This window comes from Polaromonas sp. P4_H1 (assembly GCF_056400945.1).
Window position 1 is genome coordinate 167,271 of sequence record NZ_JBFUKG010000006.1, and the last position, 15,842, is coordinate 183,112.

Annotated in this window: 15 protein-coding genes; all 15 read left to right on the forward strand. The window is 60.8% G+C overall.

The genetic code is table 11. From position 1 onward, the window contains the following. Positions 1 to 41: 41 nt before the first annotated feature. The 15 genes from AC1DS5_RS10260 to AC1DS5_RS10330 all read left to right on the forward strand — a co-directional run bounded on the left by AC1DS5_RS10260 (position 42) and on the right by AC1DS5_RS10330 (position 15,822). Complete coding sequence (locus AC1DS5_RS10260) at positions 42 to 1,370, forward strand: branched-chain amino acid ABC transporter substrate-binding protein (RefSeq protein WP_477718139.1); 1,329 nt, start codon at positions 42 to 44, stop codon at positions 1,368 to 1,370. Positions 1,371 to 1,461: 91 nt separating this feature from the next. After that, positions 1,462 to 2,415, forward strand: coding sequence for a branched-chain amino acid ABC transporter permease (locus AC1DS5_RS10265; protein WP_477718140.1), 954 nt, complete (start codon positions 1,462 to 1,464; stop codon positions 2,413 to 2,415). Between the two features lie 93 nt (positions 2,416 to 2,508). After that, positions 2,509 to 3,801, forward strand: a complete 1,293-nt coding sequence (locus tag AC1DS5_RS10270; protein WP_477718141.1) for a branched-chain amino acid ABC transporter permease — start codon at positions 2,509 to 2,511, stop codon at positions 3,799 to 3,801. 2 nt (positions 3,802 to 3,803) lie between these two features. Beyond that, positions 3,804 to 4,622, forward strand: a complete 819-nt coding sequence (locus AC1DS5_RS10275) for an ABC transporter ATP-binding protein (protein ID WP_477718142.1) — start codon at positions 3,804 to 3,806, stop codon at positions 4,620 to 4,622. A gap of 163 nt (positions 4,623 to 4,785) precedes the next feature. Next, positions 4,786 to 5,481 (forward strand): ABC transporter ATP-binding protein, encoded by a 696-nt coding sequence (locus tag AC1DS5_RS10280; RefSeq protein WP_477718143.1) that lies wholly within the window; start codon positions 4,786 to 4,788, stop codon positions 5,479 to 5,481. Between the two features lie 170 nt (positions 5,482 to 5,651). Then, complete coding sequence (locus AC1DS5_RS10285) at positions 5,652 to 7,751, forward strand: 3-hydroxyacyl-CoA dehydrogenase NAD-binding domain-containing protein (RefSeq protein WP_477718144.1); 2,100 nt, start codon at positions 5,652 to 5,654, stop codon at positions 7,749 to 7,751. Between the two features lie 9 nt (positions 7,752 to 7,760). Next, positions 7,761 to 8,081, forward strand: coding sequence for a hypothetical protein (locus tag AC1DS5_RS10290; RefSeq protein ID WP_477718145.1), 321 nt, complete (start codon positions 7,761 to 7,763; stop codon positions 8,079 to 8,081). Positions 8,082 to 8,086: 5 nt separating this feature from the next. Then, positions 8,087 to 9,262 carry an acetyl-CoA C-acyltransferase gene (locus AC1DS5_RS10295; RefSeq protein ID WP_477718146.1) on the forward strand — a complete coding sequence of 392 codons (1,176 nt, stop codon included), beginning with the start codon at positions 8,087 to 8,089 and terminating at the stop codon, positions 9,260 to 9,262. Positions 9,263 to 9,353: 91 nt separating this feature from the next. Further along, the gene (locus AC1DS5_RS10300; RefSeq protein ID WP_477718147.1) at positions 9,354 to 11,186 is read left to right on the forward strand and encodes an acyl-CoA dehydrogenase; all 1,833 of its coding nucleotides are present in this window, start codon (positions 9,354 to 9,356) and stop codon (positions 11,184 to 11,186) included. Then, positions 11,186 to 11,416 carry a hypothetical protein gene (locus AC1DS5_RS10305; RefSeq protein ID WP_477718148.1) on the forward strand — a complete coding sequence of 77 codons (231 nt, stop codon included), beginning with the start codon at positions 11,186 to 11,188 and terminating at the stop codon, positions 11,414 to 11,416. Before AC1DS5_RS10300 ends, AC1DS5_RS10305 begins: the two co-directional genes overlap by 1 nt. A 14-nt stretch (positions 11,417 to 11,430) precedes the next feature. Further along, positions 11,431 to 11,640: a Dabb family protein gene (locus tag AC1DS5_RS10310; protein ID WP_477718149.1), complete on the forward strand. Its 210-nt coding sequence runs from the start codon at positions 11,431 to 11,433 to the stop codon at positions 11,638 to 11,640. A gap of 32 nt (positions 11,641 to 11,672) precedes the next feature. After that, on the forward strand, positions 11,673 to 12,476 hold the full coding sequence (locus AC1DS5_RS10315; protein ID WP_477718150.1) for an SDR family oxidoreductase: 804 nt from the start codon (positions 11,673 to 11,675) through the stop codon (positions 12,474 to 12,476). 13 nt (positions 12,477 to 12,489) lie between these two features. Beyond that, a complete protein-coding gene (locus tag AC1DS5_RS10320) occupies positions 12,490 to 12,939 on the forward strand; it encodes a PaaI family thioesterase (protein WP_477718151.1) in 450 nt (149 codons plus the stop codon). A gap of 118 nt (positions 12,940 to 13,057) precedes the next feature. Further along, entirely contained in the window at positions 13,058 to 14,074 is a 1,017-nt protein-coding gene (locus AC1DS5_RS10325) for an NADP-dependent oxidoreductase (protein WP_477718152.1), read from the forward strand. Positions 14,075 to 14,103: 29 nt separating this feature from the next. Next, positions 14,104 to 15,822, forward strand: coding sequence for an acyl-CoA dehydrogenase family protein (locus tag AC1DS5_RS10330; protein WP_477718153.1), 1,719 nt, complete (start codon positions 14,104 to 14,106; stop codon positions 15,820 to 15,822). Positions 15,823 to 15,842 lie beyond the last annotated feature (20 nt).

A 15,842-nucleotide genomic window follows, 5' to 3' on the forward strand; every position in this document is an offset into this window, starting at 1 on the left:
TGATTTGATTCGTAATTCAATAAATTTTCAGGAGACAAGGGATGACAACCCAGCGCCATTTTTTTCGTCGGCATTTTGGTTTTGCCGTGGCCGCATCGGCCATGCTGTACAGCGGCCTGGCACTGGCTCAAGCACCTGCCAAGCCTGCCGTCAGTCCTGCCAAGGCGGCTGCACCTGCGCCGGCAACCACAACTGCTGTGAATCTCAACCAGACGGTCAAGGTGGCCTGGATTGATCCACTGTCCGGCCTGATGGCTGCGGTGGGTACCAACCAGCTCAAGAGCTTTCAGTTCCTGGCTGAGCATTTCAACAAAAAGAACAAGGCCGGCGTCAAGTTCGAGATCATCAGCATCGACAACAAGCTCAGCCCGCAGGAAACGACCAATGCGCTGAAGTCCGCGATTGACCAGGGCGCGCGCTACGTGGTGCAAGGCAATGGCTCCGGCCCGGCACTGGCCATCATCGATGCGCTGTCCAAGTACAACGAGCGCAATCCGGGCAAGGAAGTGGTCTACCTGAACTATGCCGCGGTGGACCCGGACCTGACCAACAGCAAATGCGATTACTGGCACTTCCGCCTGGATGCCGACACCTCCATGAAAATGGAAGCGCTCACAGCCTTCATGAAAGACCAGCCCGAGATCAAGAAGGTCTACCTGATCAACCAGAACTATGCACACGGTCAACAAGTTGCCCGGTTTGCCAAGCAAAACCTGTCGGCCAAACGCCCGGATATCCAGATCGTCGGTGAGGACCTGCACCCTCTGGCGCAGGTGCGCGATTTCGCACCGTACATCGCCAAAATCAAGCAGTCCGGCGCTGACTCGGTCATCACCGGCAACTGGGGCTCAGACCTGACGCTGTTGATCAAGGCCGCCAACGAAGCGGGTCTGAACAACGTCAAGTTCTACACCTACTATGGCGGGGTATCAGGTACACCTACGGCCATGGGGGCAGCATCGGCCGGCCGCGTCTACCAGGTGTCTTACAACCACTTGAACATGGGCGGTGAAACCCAGCAAATTCTGGTCGACTACAAGAAAAAATTCAATGACGACTGGTACACCGGTGCGGTCTACCACGCCTTTGCCATTCTGGTGGAAGCCATGGCCCAGACCAAATCCACGGAGCCCGCTGCCGTTGCCAAGGCCATGGAAGGCATGCGCTTCAAGAGCTTTAATGGCGACGTTGAAATGCGCAAGACAGACCACCAGCTGCAGCAGGGTCTGTTTATCTCGCGGTGGGAAAAGGCCGGCGGAAAATTCCCCTACGATGCCGAGAGCTCGGGCTACACCTTTGTACCGATCAAGTACTACGAACCCTACGTGGCCAGCACCCCGACCTCCTGCCAGATGAAGCGTCCTTCCTGATGCGTTGATGGACTGAGGTCCTGACATCCAAGGCCAAGGCCCGACCAAACCTCGGGCCTTTTTCTTTACTTTTTACCCGGGGCTGCTACCGATGAACCTGGAGTTCTTCACTATCTCGCTGCTCAATGGCCTCAGTTACGGGCTGCTGCTGTTCATGCTCAGCTCCGGGCTGACACTGATCTTCAGCATGATGGGTGTTCTTAATTTCGCCCATGCGTCGTTTTACATGGTGGGGGCGTACGTCGCCTACAGCACATCGCAGGTCATAGGTTTTTGGTGGTCCTTGCTGGTGGCACCCTTGCTCGTGTTTGCGATGGGCGCCGCCTTTGAGCGTTTCTGCCTGCGCAGGGTACACAAGTTCGGCCATGTCCCTGAGTTGCTGGTCACCTTTGGGCTGTCTTACCTGTTGCTGGAGCTGGTCCAGCTGGTCTGGGGCCGTTCGGCCGTCAACTATCTGCTGCCCGAGGGCCTGCAGGGGCCGCTGTTTACCGTGTTCGGCACCAACTTTCCCAAATCCCGCGCCTTCATCATGCTCATCTCCATGGTCATGCTGGCCAGCATCTGGCTGCTGCTGACGCGCACCCGCATCGGGCTGGTCATCCAGGCCGCGCTCACACATCCGGAAACCGTTGAAGCGCTGGGCCACAACGTGCCGCGGGTGTTCATGCTGGTATTCGGCGGGGGCGCAGCGCTGGCCGGCCTGGCAGGGGTCATTGGCGGCAATACCTTTGTCACCGAACCCGCGATGGCCGGTTCAGTGGGGGCCATCATTTTTGTGGTGGTGGTGGTGGGCGGCATGGGCTCGCTCAGCGGCGCATTTCTGGCGTCATTGCTGATCGGGTTGATCCAGACCTTTGCGGTTGCCATGGACCAGTCCCTGATCACCTTGCTCGCCAAATTCAGCTACGCCGTAACGCCGGACACCTTTGGCTATCCGCTGCTCAAGCTCAGCATTTCGCAGGTCGCACCGATTCTGCCCTTCCTGTTCCTGGTGCTGATCCTGATCTTCCGTCCCAAAGGCCTGCTCGGCACGCGAGAAGGATAAAAAAATGTTTACCCCCACGTTTGCGGCGTTGCCGCTGCACTGCCCTCCGAGGGGGCCGAGGCCTCCTTGGGGCGGCCCGGCGGAGTCCTGCCCATGACAAAAAATTTTTACGAATTCAAACCTTACAACGTCGGCCGCTGGCTGCTGTGGACGCTTTATGCGTTGCTGCTGGTGGTGGCGCCATTGCTGTTCAAAAGCAGCCTGGCGCTCACCATGCTGTCGCAGGCCGGCTACCTGGTCGTCATCTGCCTGAGCTACAACATCCTGCTGGGGCAGGGCGGCATGCTGAGTTTTGGCCATGCGGTGTATGCGGGCCTGGGCTCTTTCCTCGCCGTTCATGCCATGAACATGGCCGCCAAAGGCAGCTTCTACATTCCCCTGTCGCTGATTCCACTGGTGGGTGGTCTGTCAGGCCTGTTTTTTGCCGCGTTGCTGGGCTATGTCACCACCAAAAAAGCGGGTACGACCTTTGCCATGATCACGCTGGGCGTGGGCGAGCTGGTATTTGCCATGTCGCTGATGTTCCCCGAGTTTTTTGGCGGTGAGGGCGGTATTACCACCAACCGGGCGTACGGCAAGCCGTTTCTGGGCGTCAGCTTCGGGCCGCAGATCCAGGTCTATTACCTGATCGCGTTTTATTGTTTTATCTGCACAGCGGCCATGTTTGCCTTCACACGCACCCCGTTGGGCCGCATCCTGAACGCGGTGCGCGACAACCCCGAACGGGTGGAGTTCATTGGCTACAACACGCAGCGGGTGCGCTACTACGCTTTCATCATTGCGGGCTGTTTTGCAGGCATCGGGGGAGGGCTGGCGGCCATCAACTCTGAAATCGTCACGGCGGAGGTGGTCAGCGGCGTGCGTTCGGGCAGCTTGCTGCTGTTCACCTTCCTGGGTGGCGCCACCTTCTTTTTTGGTCCCATCATCGGCGCGGGCCTGCTGGTGCTCGCGCTCATCCTCCTTTCCGAACTCTCGATGGCCTGGCTGCTGTATGTCGGCCTCATCTTCCTGTTCATGGTGATGTATGCGCCTGGCGGCCTCGCCAGCCTCATCATGATGAATTTTCGTGTGGCCTCCTTTGGAAAGCTCAAGGAACTTTGGGTGGGGTACCTGGGCCTGGCCGTCACGGCGCTGGTGACGCTGGCCGGTGCGGCGGCCATGGTGGAGATGGTGTATCACCTGCAACTCAACGCGGCCCTCGGCGCCGAGCTGGGGTTCATGGGGATCCGGTTGAATGCCCTCAACATCAACAGCTGGCTGGGAGCAGGTTTTGTCCTGATGACCGGTTTGGGACTGTTTGAACTCACGCGCCGGCAATTTCTGCGGCAATGGGGCGACGTACAAAATGAGATTGAAAAAGAAATCAAGCGAAGGGAGCTGCTATGACCATGGCCTCTCCTGAAATTGCCACCGCTTCCGCCGCTGCTGCGGCAACCAACTGGTCCCTCGAGCTGAAAGACCTGCGCAAAAGCTTTGGCAAGACCGAAATCATTCGCGGCGCCAACCTGAAAGTCGCGGCGGGTGAGCGGGTGGCCATCATCGGGCCGAACGGCGCGGGCAAGTCCACGTTGTTCAACCTGATCAGTGGCCGCTTCGAGCCCACCAGTGGCCAGGTGCTGCTCAATAACCAGCGCATCGACGGCAAGAAGCCTTTCGAAATCAATCGCATGGGCCTGTCGCGCAGCTTCCAGATCACCAACATCTTTCCCAAGCTCAGCGTGTTTGAAAACCTGCGCTGTGGCGTGCTCTGGAGTCTGGGCTACAAATACACTTTCCTCAGGTTCCTGGCCGACCTGGATGACGCCAATGAACGGGCCGAAGAACTCATGGCCATGATCAAGCTCGAGAAAAAGCATGACGTGCTGGCCACCAACCTGACATATGCCGAGCAGCGCGCGCTGGAAATAGGCATCACCATCGCCGGCGGCGCCAGCGTGATCCTGCTGGACGAGCCTACGGCCGGCATGAGCCGTTCTGAAACCAGCCGCTTCATCAACCTGATCAAGGAGGTCACGGTGGGCAAGACGCTGCTGACCGTGGAGCACGACATGGGCGTGGTGTTTGGCCTGGCCGACAAGATTGCGGTGGTGGTGTATGGCGAAATCATCGCTTATGACACGCCCGAAGCGGTGCGTGCAGACCAGCGCGTACAGGAAGCATACCTGGGTTCATCTGTTGCCGACGCACAGGCAGGGGGGAAAGCATGAGCCCCCACGTTCGGCACTTCGTGTCCTCTCTGCCCCCCGAGGGGGCGTCGGCCTCCTCGGGGCGGCCCGTCGGAGGTATGAGCCCCCACGTTCGGCACTTCGTGTCTTCTCTGCCCCCCGAGGGGGCGTCGACCTCCTCGGGGCGGCCCGTCGGAGTCCTGTGATGCTGCACATTCAAAACCTCCATGCCTTCTACGGCAAGAGCCATGTGCTGCACGGCGTCTCATTCGATGTGCAACCGGGCGAAATCGTGGCCTTGCTGGGCCGCAACGGCTCGGGGCGTTCCACCACGGCCAAGGCCATCATGGGTCTGGTGGATTGCCAGGGTTCCATCCTCTGGAAAAAAGAGGAAATCGTCGGAAAGAAGGCCTACCAGATTGCGCATCTCGGTATTGGCTACGTCCCGGAAAACCGCGACATCTTTCCCAAGCTGACGGTGCATCAAAACCTGCTGCTGGGTCAAAAAGGGTCTGGAAAAGGATCGCGCTGGTCTTTTAATGACATGTACACCATGTTTCCGCGGCTGCTGGAGCGCCAGCACACCGAAGCCGGGGTTTTGTCGGGTGGCGAGCAGCAGATGCTCACGCTATGCCGCACGCTCATGGGCGACCCGGACCTCATCATCATTGACGAACCCACAGAAGGCCTGGCGCCGAAAATTGTGGAACTGGTCGGCCAATACCTGCAAACGCTCAAGGCCAAGGGCGTTTCGGTGCTGCTGATCGAGCAGAAGCTCACCATCGCCATGGCGATTTCCGACCGGGCGTTGGTCATGGGGCATGGCAGCATCGTGTTTCACGGTACGCCCGACAGCCTGCGGGCCGACGCGTACATCCGAAAAGAATGGCTGGAAGTGTAAGAAAGTCCCGGAGGTTGTCACCGCTGGGACAAACAGGGGCGGTATTGTGCTTGTACGGTTGCGCAGCCACCCTACAATAAGAAAAAGAACGATCGTACTATTTTTCTGGCGGGGTGCTTAACCCCTGGGGCCGAAACAACTGAAACTTCACTCAAGGAAAGACAACCGCAATGACAACCCATTACGAAGTTCGCGGCACGGTGGCGCTGATCACGCTGAACAACCCGCCCGTCAACGGCCTCGGCTATGCCACCCGTTCCAGCATTACCGACAACCTGCAAAAAGCCAACGCCGACGCGGCCGTCAAATCCATTGTGCTGACCGGCGCGGGCAAGGCCTTTTCAGGCGGCGCCGACATCAAGGAATTTGGCACCCCAAAGGCGCTGCTGGAACCCAACCTGCTCAGCGTGATTCGCGCGGTTGAAAATTCCTCCAAACCGGTGGTGGCGGCCATCCACACGGTCTGCATGGGGGGTGGACTGGAGCTGGCCCTGGGCTGCCACTACCGCATCGTGGCACCTGGCTGCAATGTGGCATTGCCCGAGGTCAAGCTGGGCCTGTTGCCTGGCGCAGGAGGTACCCAGCGTCTGCCGCGCGCAGTGGGTGTTGAACCCGCATTGAACATGATCGTGAGCGGAGAGCCCGTCAAGAGCGAATTGCTGGCGCAGATTACGGGGCAGAAGCTGTTTGACAGGATGGCCGCCTCGCCGGAGTCGCTGACAGAAGAGGCCCTGGCCTTTGCCCAGGCGATTGCCGACACCCGCCCGCTGCCGCTGGTGCGCAACCTGCCGTGCAAGCATCCTGATGGCGATGCCTACTTCCAGTTCGCCCGCAACATGGTCAAGGGCATGGCGAAAAATTTCCCCGCACCGCTCAAATGCGTGGATGCCGTGGAAGCCGCCACCAAAAAGAAATTTGAAGACGGGCTGGCGTTTGAGCGCGAGCTCTTCATCAACCTGATGTGGACACCTGAAAGCCGCGCGCTGCGCCACATTTTCATGGCCGAGCGTGCTGCTTCCAAGATTCCTGATGTGCCGGAAGATACGCCCAAGCGCGAGATCAACTCGATTGCCGTGATTGGTGCCGGCACCATGGGTGGCGGCATCGCCATGAATTTCCTGAACGCCGGCATTCCGGTCAAGATGCTGGAGATGAAGCAGGAAGCGCTGGACCGCGGCATTGCCACCATCCGAAAAAACTACGAAGCGCAGGTCAAAAAAGGCAAGCTCAAGCAGGACAAGTACGAGCAGCGCATGAGCCTGCTCGGCACCACGCTGAGCTACGACGACCTGAAAGACGTCGACATGGTGATTGAGGCCGTCTTTGAGGAGATGGGTGTCAAGGAAAAGGTCTTCACGGAACTGGACAGCGTGATGAAGCCGGGCGCCATTTTGGCCTCCAACACCTCGACGCTGGATGTCAACCAGATCGCCGCTTTCACCAAACGCCCCCAGGACGTGGTGGGCATGCATTTCTTCAGCCCCGCCAACGTGATGAAGCTGCTGGAGGTCGTGCGCGGCGCCAAAACCGGCAAGGACGTACTCGCCACCGTGATGGCGCTCGGCAAAAAGATCAAGAAGACGGCCGTGGTCTCGGGCGTTTGCGATGGGTTTATCGGTAACCGCATGATCGAGCAGTACGGCCGCCAGGGCGGCTTCCTGCTCGACGAAGGCTGCACGCCCGAGCAGGTCGACAAGGCGATTGAAAAGTTTGGTTTCGCCATGGGGCCCTTCCGCATGGGCGACCTGGCCGGCAATGACATCGGCTGGGCCATCCGCAAGCGCCGCTATACCGAAAAACCGGACATGAAGTACAGCAAGACCGCCGACCTGCTGTGCGAAAAAGGCCGCTTCGGCCAGAAGACCGGTGCCGGCTGGTACGACTACGTGCCCGGCAAGCGCGACGCGATCCCGAACGCCGAGGTCGTCAAGATGATCGATGACCACCGCAAGTCACTGGGCATCACGCCGCGCAAGATCTCCGACGAGGAAATCGTGCAGCGCTTGGTGTATTCGCTGGTCAACGAGGCCGCGCACATCCTGGAGGAGGGCATCGCCTCCAAGGCCAGCGATATCGACATGGTCTACATCATGGGTTACGGCTTCCCGGTCCACCGCGGCGGCCCCATGCTGTACGCCGATCAGATGGGCCTCTTCAACGTGGTGCAGAGCATGAACCGCTTTGCGCAGAACCCGCTGGACGACGCAAGTTTCTGGAAACCGGCACCGTTGCTGGCCAGGCTTGCTGCAGAAGGCAAGACTTTCAACTGATGCAATGACATGACTGGCTTCTTCGCCTACGGACTGGCTTCGTTTGTGACGCTGGGTGTCCTGGGGCAGGCGTCCCAGAGCCTGTCCAGTCCGCCATTGAAGACACTGTGCTGGTACATGGCCGCGCTATGCCCTTTTTGGGTCGGCATGGCCGGCATCTTTGTGATCGGTAACTTTGACTCATCCGGTTCGCGATTTGGAGAAGAGTGGGCCTGGGCATGGGGGCTCAGCCACATGGCTTTTTTTGCGCCAACGATTTGTAGCTGGCTTTTGGTCCGGACATTTGCAGGGTCAGCCCCGAAGCTGACCGATTTATTCAAGAAGGGATAACTTTTATGACATCCGCCGTTATTGTTTCCACCGCCCGCACGCCCCTGGCCAAAAGCTGGAAGGGTTCCTTCAACATGACGCACGGCGCCACCCTGGGCGGCCACGCCGTAGAGCATGCGCTCAAGCGCGCCGGCATTGACGCGGCCGAAGTTGACGACGTCATCATGGGCTGCGCCACACCGGAAGGCGCCACCGGCGCCAACATCGCGCGCCAGATTGCGCTGCGCGCCGGTTGCCCCGTCACCGTGTCGGGCATGACGGTCAACCGCTTTTGTTCTTCCGGCCTGCAGACCATTGCGCTGGCAGCCCAGCGCGTGATCGCCGGCGAAGCCGACATTTACGTGGCCGGCGGCGTGGAAAGCATTTCCTGCGTGCAGCAGGAAATGAATACCCACATGCTGCAGGAAAGCTGGTTGGCCAAAAACAAACCCGAGATTTACTGGAACATGCTGCAAACCGCCGAGCAGGTCGCCAAGCGCTACAACATCTCGCGCGACCGCATGGACGAATACGGCGCGCTCAGCCAGCAAAAAGCCACCGCTGCACTCGCTGCCGGCCGCTTTGAAGCCGAGATCGCACCCATTACCGTCACAGCTGGCGTAGCCGATCCGGTGATGGGCCTGACCACCAAACAGGTCACCGTGAGCAAGGACGAGGGAATTCGCGAAGGCACGACCAAGGAAGGCATCAGCGGCATCAAGCCCGCCATCCCCGGCGGTGTCATCGCGGCCGGCAATGCCAGCCAGTTTTCCGACGGTGGTGGCGCGGTGGTGGTGATGCACGAAAAAGTGGCCGAGAAAAAGGGCCTGCAACCGCTGGGCCGCTTCCTCGGCTTTGCGGTGGCTGGCTGCGAGCCCGATGAAATGGGCATCGGTCCGGTTTTCGCCATTCCCAAGGTGCTGGCCAAACTGGGCCTGAAGATCAGCGACATCGACCTCTGGGAACTGAATGAAGCCTTCGCCGTGCAGGTGCTGTACTGCGCCGACAAGCTGGGCATTCCCATGGACAGGCTCAATGTCAATGGCGGCGCGATTGCCGTCGGCCACCCTTACGGCGTTACGGGTCAGCGCCTCACCGGCCACGCCCTGATCGAAGGCAAGCGCCGCGGTGCCAAGCGTGTTTGTGTGACCATGTGCATTGGCGGTGGCATGGGTGCGGCCGGCGTTTACGAAGTCCTCTAAACCGGGCAATCACCATGAATGAAACCCTGCTCCTTCAGAAAGGGCAGGCGTTTCCTGCCTTGCCGCCTTCATGTGTGCCGGGGAGCTCGCCATGAGCCTCAGGCCCACCCTTGATTTCCTGCTTTACCAGTGGCTGGACGCCGAGTCGCTGAACCGGCGCGAACGCTTTGCCGACCACTCGCGCGAGACCTTTGATGCGGTGTTTGACACCTGCGAGCGCATTGCCCGCGAAAAATACGCACCGTTCAATCGCACGGTCGACGCCCAGGAGCCCCACTTCGACGGTGAAAAAGTCATCCTCCCGCAGGCCACGCACGACGCCCAAAAAGCCTATGCGGCCTCCGGCATGCTGAGCGCCGCGCAGGACTATGAGGTCGGCGGCATGCAGTTGCCCTACACCGTGGAAGCGGCGGCCAACGCTTTTTTTGCCATGGCCTCGGTCAGCATCGGCTCGGGCATGTTGACCACAGGCAATGCCAATTTGCTGATGGTGCACGGTACCGACGCGCAAAAGGATGTGTTTGCCAAAAATGAGTTTTCGGGGCGCTTCTCGGGCACCATGTGCCTGTCGGAGCCGCAGGCCGGTTCATCCCTCAGTGACGTCATCACGCGTGCCGTGCCCGATGGCGCAGGCTTTGAAACTGACCCGCTCGGCCCGCGCTATCGCCTCAAGGGCAACAAGATGTGGATTTCGGCGGGCGAGCATGAGCTGACCGAGAACATCATCCACCTGGTGCTGGCCAAGATCCCCGGCCCCGACGGAAAGCTGATCCCGGGAACGCGGGGCATTTCGCTGTTCATCGTGCCCAAGAAGCTGGTCGATCCAGCGGGCCAGCTCACCGGCGTTCGCAATGACGTGGCGCTGGCCGGCCTGAACCACAAGCTGGGCTGGCGCGGCACCACCAACACGCTGCTCAATTTCGGCGAAGGCAAGTACCCGGTGAACGGCGAGGCGGGTGCCATCGGCTACCTGGTTGGCAAGCCGCATGAAGGACTGCGCTGCATGTTCCACATGATGAACGAGGCGCGCATCGGCGTAGGCACGGCGGCGACCATGCTGGGCATGGCGGGCTACTACGCCAGCCTCGACTATGCCCGGAACCGGCCCCAGGGCCGGCCCGTCGGCCCTGGAGGCAAGGATGCTGCCCAGCCGCAAATCCGCATCATCGAGCATGCCGACGTCAAGCGCATGCTGCTGGCGCAAAAGGCCTACTGTGAAGGCGCGCTGGCGCTGGAGCTGTATTGCGCCCGCCTGGTCGACGAACACCATACTGGCGAGCCCCAGGCCGCCGACGACGCGCGCCTGCTGCTGGAGGTGCTGACACCCATTGCCAAAAGCTGGCCCAGCGAATGGTGCCTGGAGGCCAACTCGCTGGCGATCCAGGTGCATGGCGGCTATGGCTATACGCGTGACTTTCCGGTGGAGCAATACTGGCGTGACAACCGCCTGAACATGATCCACGAAGGCACCCACGGCATCCAGGCGATGGATTTGCTGGGGCGAAAGGTGTTGATGGAAGGGGGCAGGGGCCTGCAACTGTTGGGGGCGCGCATCAATGCCACGGTGGAAAAAGCCGCCCAGGTGCCCGAACTGGCAACCCATGCCCATGCGTTGGGCAAGGCCCTGCAGCGGGTTGGCCGCGCCACCCAAGCCGCCTGGGCCAGCGGCAAGGCTGGCGAGGCCCTCGCCAATGCGGTACCCTATATGCAGGGCTTCGGTCATACCGTGCTGGCCTGGGTCTGGCTCGACGTGGCGCTGGCGGCCTTGGCCGTCGATTCTGCAAAATCGCTGGCTGCCACTGTGGGCAGACTGGCGGCCACCCGTTATTTTTATCATTACGAGCTACCCAAAATAGAAGCCTGGCTCCGGGTGGCTGAAACGCGCGACCTGACCTGTGCCGACTTGCCTGAGGAGGCGTTTTAATGGCTTTTTTCAAACCGTCGTCCACAACCGCTTCCAGCAAATCCGTGGCGCGCCTACAAGGCCTGATCTGGGTCCTGATCTATGGCGGCCTGCTGACGCTCGTCCTGGGCCTGTCGGTGGAGCGTACGGATGAGGCACTGGGCTGGTCGCTGGTGGTGGGCGGTGCGGTGGTGGCTGGGCTCGGTTTCATCCTGATCTATGTCCGCTCCAGAATCAAGGTCGGGCCATGATCAGGCACATCGCGATGCAAAAACTCAACGACACCGCCAATGCCCCCGATTTCAAGGCGCGTCTGCACCTGGACACCCGCCGCCAGCTGGTGCCTGGAATGCACGCATTTGAAGTCGCCATCAGGACACCCGGACTGGAAGCCAACTGCGATGTTGTGCTTTACTCAGAGTTTGAAAACAGCGCCGCTTTGACGGCCTACCAAAATCACCCGAACCGTGCTTGATCACGAAGTTCAACAATCAAAGGAGACGACCCATGACTGCCAGCAAGCCCCGTTCCATTCAACAGCTGTTTGACCTCACAGGCAAAACCGCACTTGTCACGGGCGGCTCGCGCGGCTTGGGCCTGCAGATGGCACAGGCGTTGGGTGAAGCCGGCGCCAAAGTCATTTTGAGCTCACGCAAGGCCGAAGACCTGGTGGAGTCCGCAGCCGAGTTGAACGCCGCTGGCATTGACGTCGACTGGATTGCCGCCGACTGCTCGAAGGAAGAAGACATCCGCGCGCTGGCTGATGAAGCCATCAAGCGCCTGGGACACGTGGATATCCTGGTCAATAACGCCGGTGCCGCCTGGGGCGCGCCAGCTGAAGACCATCCGGTGGAGGCATGGGACAAGGTGATGAATCTCAACATCCGCGGTTACTTCATCCTTGCGCAGCACATCGCCAAGCACAGCATGATTGCGCGAAAGTCCGGTCGCATCATCAACGTGGCGTCCATCGCCGGCCTGGGCGGCAACCCGCCCGAGATGACCACCGTCGCCTACAACACGTCCAAGGGCGCGGTCATCAACTTCACCCGCGCCCTCGGTTGCGAATGGGGCAAGTACAACATCACCGTCAACGCGATTTGCCCGGGGTTTTTCCCGAGCAAGATGACCGTGGGCACGCTCAAGGCACTGGGCGAAGAAAAACTCGCCGCCCACGCGCCATTGGGCCGCCTGGGCGATGACGAAGACCTCAAGGGCCTGTGTGTGCTCTACGCGTCAGATGCAGGCAAGCACATCACTGGCCAGTGGCTGGCGGTGGATGGTGGCGTGAGTGTCGTCACGGGCGGCTGATCAGGAGTTTGTGATGAATTTTGGCGCCGAAATCCCCTTCGTCACCCATCTGGGCTTCCAGCTGGAGCTGTTTGAGGGGGGTGAATCTGCCATTGGCTACACGCCGCGGCCGGAACACCTGAACTCGTTTTCCGTCACGCACGGTGGCGCGGTCATGACGTTGCTGGACGTGACCATGGCCACTGCCGCGCGCAGCGTGCAAAAAGACATGGGCGTGGTCACCATCGAGATGAAGACCAGCTTCATGCAACCCGCACCGGGCGACGGCGGCAAGCTCACGGGCAAGGGCCGGCTCATGCACCGCACCGCCACGATGGCGTTCACAGAAGCCACGCTCTACGACGACAAGGGCCGCGCCTGCGCACACGCCACGGGCACCTTCAAATACGTCAAGCGCTTGCCAACGGGGCCTAAAGCCGCCAATGGGCTCAATGCGCCCGTCAGTCCCATCTCGACGGACTGAACTTTTTTGGATGTCAAACCCGGATCAAACCCGGATCAAGCCTTTCAGGAATGGTCGCTGTAAGCTATCAAAAATATAGCATTGATAGAACCGAAAAAATCCTTTCCAGGAGACTCCCATGCCCATCAATCAACAAATCCTGCTGGACAACCGGCCCACAGGCGAAGCCGTTGCCGGTAACTTCAAGCTGGTCAGTAGCGAAACACCCGCCCTGAAGGACGGTCAGGTGCTGGTGCGCCATCATTTTTTGAGCCTGGACCCCTACATGCGGGGTCGCATGAACGACAGCAAAAACTACGCCGCAGCGCAGCCGCTGGGGCAAGTCATGATTGGCGGCACTGCCGGTGAGGTGGTGGAAAGCCGCTCGCCGAAGTTTCAGCCGGGCGATCAGGTCGTCGGCATGGGTGGCTGGCAGCAGTACAGCGTGGTCGATGCCGAACAACCCGGGGCACTGCGCAAGGTTGACACCACGCATGTGCCGCTCTCGTATTACCTCGGCGCAGTGGGCATGCCGGGCGTCACGGCGTACTATGGATTGGTGAAAATCATCGAGCCCAAGGCGGGTCAAACTGTTGCCATCAGTGCCGCGACAGGGGCCGTGGGCAGCGCCTTTGCCGCGCTGGCCAAAGCACGCGGCTGCCGCACCGTGGGCATAGCGGGCGGCCCGGAAAAGTGCCGGTATGCGGAGAAGGAACTGGGCTTTGATGCCTGTATTGACTACAAACAGCACCAGGATGCCGCATCGCTTTCCGCGGCCCTGCGACAGGCTTGCCCCAGCGGCATTGACGGCTACTTTGAAAATGTGGGTGGCATGGTGCTCAATGCCGTGCTGCCGCTGATGAACGACTTTGGCCGCATTGCCGTGTGCGGCATGATCGCGGGCTACGACGGTGAGCCCACGCCCATCACGTATCCGGCGCTGATCTTGCGGAGCCGTCTGAAGGTTCAGGGCTTTATCGTCAGCGAACACATGGAGGTCTGGCCTGAAGCCCTGAAAGAACTCGGCACGCTGGTGGCCACCGGCAAGCTCAAGCCGCGAGAGACCATTGCGCAGGGCCTGCAAGCCGCACCTGAGGCCTTCCTTGGTCTGCTCAAGGGCAGGAACTTCGGCAAACAGCTGGTCAAGCTTATTTAGCCTGTAGCCATCAGGCCAGGAGTCGTGCCATGGACATCACCCATGAAGTCTTCAACCAGCCGGAGCCGTTGGCAGGCTACAACCTGTTCGAAACCAACCGGCCATTGCGCGACGCGCTGAAGTTCAATGCACCGGCACTGGACACCACCGAGCTGGCAGCCCTGGGCGCCACGCTGGGCAGTGCAGAAATGCAAACACATGCGCGGCTGGCAAATATTCATGTTCCCGAGCTGCACAGCCACGACCGCTTTGGCCGACGGCTGGACCAAGTGGAGTTTCATCCGAGCTACCACGAGCTCATGAAATTGGCCACAGGCGCGGGCCTGCATGGCACGCCCTGGGGGAGCCCTCACCCTAGCCCTCTCCCARAGGGAGAGGGGGTAAGCGCGGCGAATTCTCTCCCTCTCCCTCTGGGAGAGGGCAGGGGTGAGGGCTCCCCGCACGTCGAACGCGCCGCTGGCTTCATGCTCTTCACGGAACTCGAACCATCGGTGCTGTGCCCGATTTCCATGACCTATGCGGTCACGCCGGCGTTGCGCAGCAACCCAGCCATCTATGCCGACTGGGCTCCCGGGCTTACCCGCCGCGCCTATGACCCTGAACTCAAGCCATGGCAGGGCAAAGCCGGCCTCACCATGGGCATGGGCATGACCGAAAAGCAGGGTGGCTCGGACGTGCGGGCCAACACCACGCGCGCCGAGCCCGCGGGCCATGACGGCTGGGGAGCGCGTTACACCCTGACGGGCCACAAATGGTTTTTCTCGGCCCCCATGTGCGACGCTTTCCTGGTGCTGGCCCAAACCCCGGCTGGCTTGAGCTGCTTTTTCCTGCCGCGCGTTCTTTCTGATGGCAGCATGAACGCCATCCGTATCCAGCGCCTCAAGGACAAGTTGGGCAACAAGGCCAATGCCAGTTCCGAAGTGGAGTTCGAGGGTGCCCAGGCCTGGCTGGTTGGCGAAGAAGGCCGCGGCATTCCGCAAATTCTGGAGATGGGCACCATGACGCGGCTGGACTGCGCCCTGGGCACCAGCGGCCTGATGCGCCAGGCCTTGAGTCTCGCGCTCAACCACACGTCGCAGCGCAAGGCCTTCGGCAAATTGTTGATAGACCAGCCGCTGATGCGCAACGTGCTGGCCGACCTGGCGCTGGAGTCGGAAGCCGCCACGGCGCTGGCTCTTCGCCTGGCCCGTGCGTTCGACAAGGCCGCTGACGCGCACGAAGCGGTGATGGCGCGCCTGCTCACCCCGATCGCCAAGTTCTGGATCTGCAAGCGCGGCAGCCATTTTGCGCAGGAAGCCATGGAATGCCTGGGCGGCAACGGTTATGTGGAGGAGGGTGGCGCTGGCGTCATGGCGCGCATCTACCGCGAAATGCCGCTTAACTCCATCTGGGAGGGCGCCGGCAACATCATGGCGCTGGATTTGCTGCGCGCCCTGCGCAAGGCCGATGCCGTGGCGGCACTGGAGCATGAGCTATCACCCGCCAAAGGTGCGCACCCGGCGCTGGACCGCCTCGCCACCGCCTTGCCGGCCCGGGTGGAGAACATGGCCACCGAACTGGAGGCCCGCCGGCTGGCGCAGGATGTTGCGCTAGCCGTGCAGGCGTCGTTGCTGTACCAAGTAGCACCGCCTCCGGTGTTCAGCGCATTTTGCGATTCGCGCATTTCCGGCAACTGGGGCCAGGCCTTCGGCACGCTGGCTGCGGGCACCGATTTCGACGGCATCATCGCTCGGGCGATGCCCCGATAGACACAGACAGATCCAGGAGA

Bases quoted from the DNA above. Each gene is read 5' to 3' on its own strand.
- AC1DS5_RS10260 (WP_477718139.1), top strand. From the start codon at position 42: ATGACAACCCAGCGCCATTTTTTTCGTCGGCATTTTGGTTTTGCCGTG.
- AC1DS5_RS10265 (WP_477718140.1), top strand. From the start codon at position 1,462: ATGAACCTGGAGTTCTTCACTATCTCGCTGCTCAATGGCCTCAGTTAC.
- AC1DS5_RS10270 (WP_477718141.1), top strand. From the start codon at position 2,509: ATGACAAAAAATTTTTACGAATTCAAACCTTACAACGTCGGCCGCTGG.
- AC1DS5_RS10275 (WP_477718142.1), top strand. From the start codon at position 3,804: ATGGCCTCTCCTGAAATTGCCACCGCTTCCGCCGCTGCTGCGGCAACC.
- AC1DS5_RS10280 (WP_477718143.1), top strand. From the start codon at position 4,786: ATGCTGCACATTCAAAACCTCCATGCCTTCTACGGCAAGAGCCATGTG.
- AC1DS5_RS10285 (WP_477718144.1), top strand. From the start codon at position 5,652: ATGACAACCCATTACGAAGTTCGCGGCACGGTGGCGCTGATCACGCTG.
- AC1DS5_RS10290 (WP_477718145.1), top strand. From the start codon at position 7,761: ATGACTGGCTTCTTCGCCTACGGACTGGCTTCGTTTGTGACGCTGGGT.
- AC1DS5_RS10295 (WP_477718146.1), top strand. From the start codon at position 8,087: ATGACATCCGCCGTTATTGTTTCCACCGCCCGCACGCCCCTGGCCAAA.
- AC1DS5_RS10300 (WP_477718147.1), top strand. From the start codon at position 9,354: ATGAGCCTCAGGCCCACCCTTGATTTCCTGCTTTACCAGTGGCTGGAC.
- AC1DS5_RS10305 (WP_477718148.1), top strand. From the start codon at position 11,186: ATGGCTTTTTTCAAACCGTCGTCCACAACCGCTTCCAGCAAATCCGTG.
- AC1DS5_RS10310 (WP_477718149.1), top strand. From the start codon at position 11,431: ATGCAAAAACTCAACGACACCGCCAATGCCCCCGATTTCAAGGCGCGT.
- AC1DS5_RS10315 (WP_477718150.1), top strand. From the start codon at position 11,673: ATGACTGCCAGCAAGCCCCGTTCCATTCAACAGCTGTTTGACCTCACA.
- AC1DS5_RS10320 (WP_477718151.1), top strand. From the start codon at position 12,490: ATGAATTTTGGCGCCGAAATCCCCTTCGTCACCCATCTGGGCTTCCAG.
- AC1DS5_RS10325 (WP_477718152.1), top strand. From the start codon at position 13,058: ATGCCCATCAATCAACAAATCCTGCTGGACAACCGGCCCACAGGCGAA.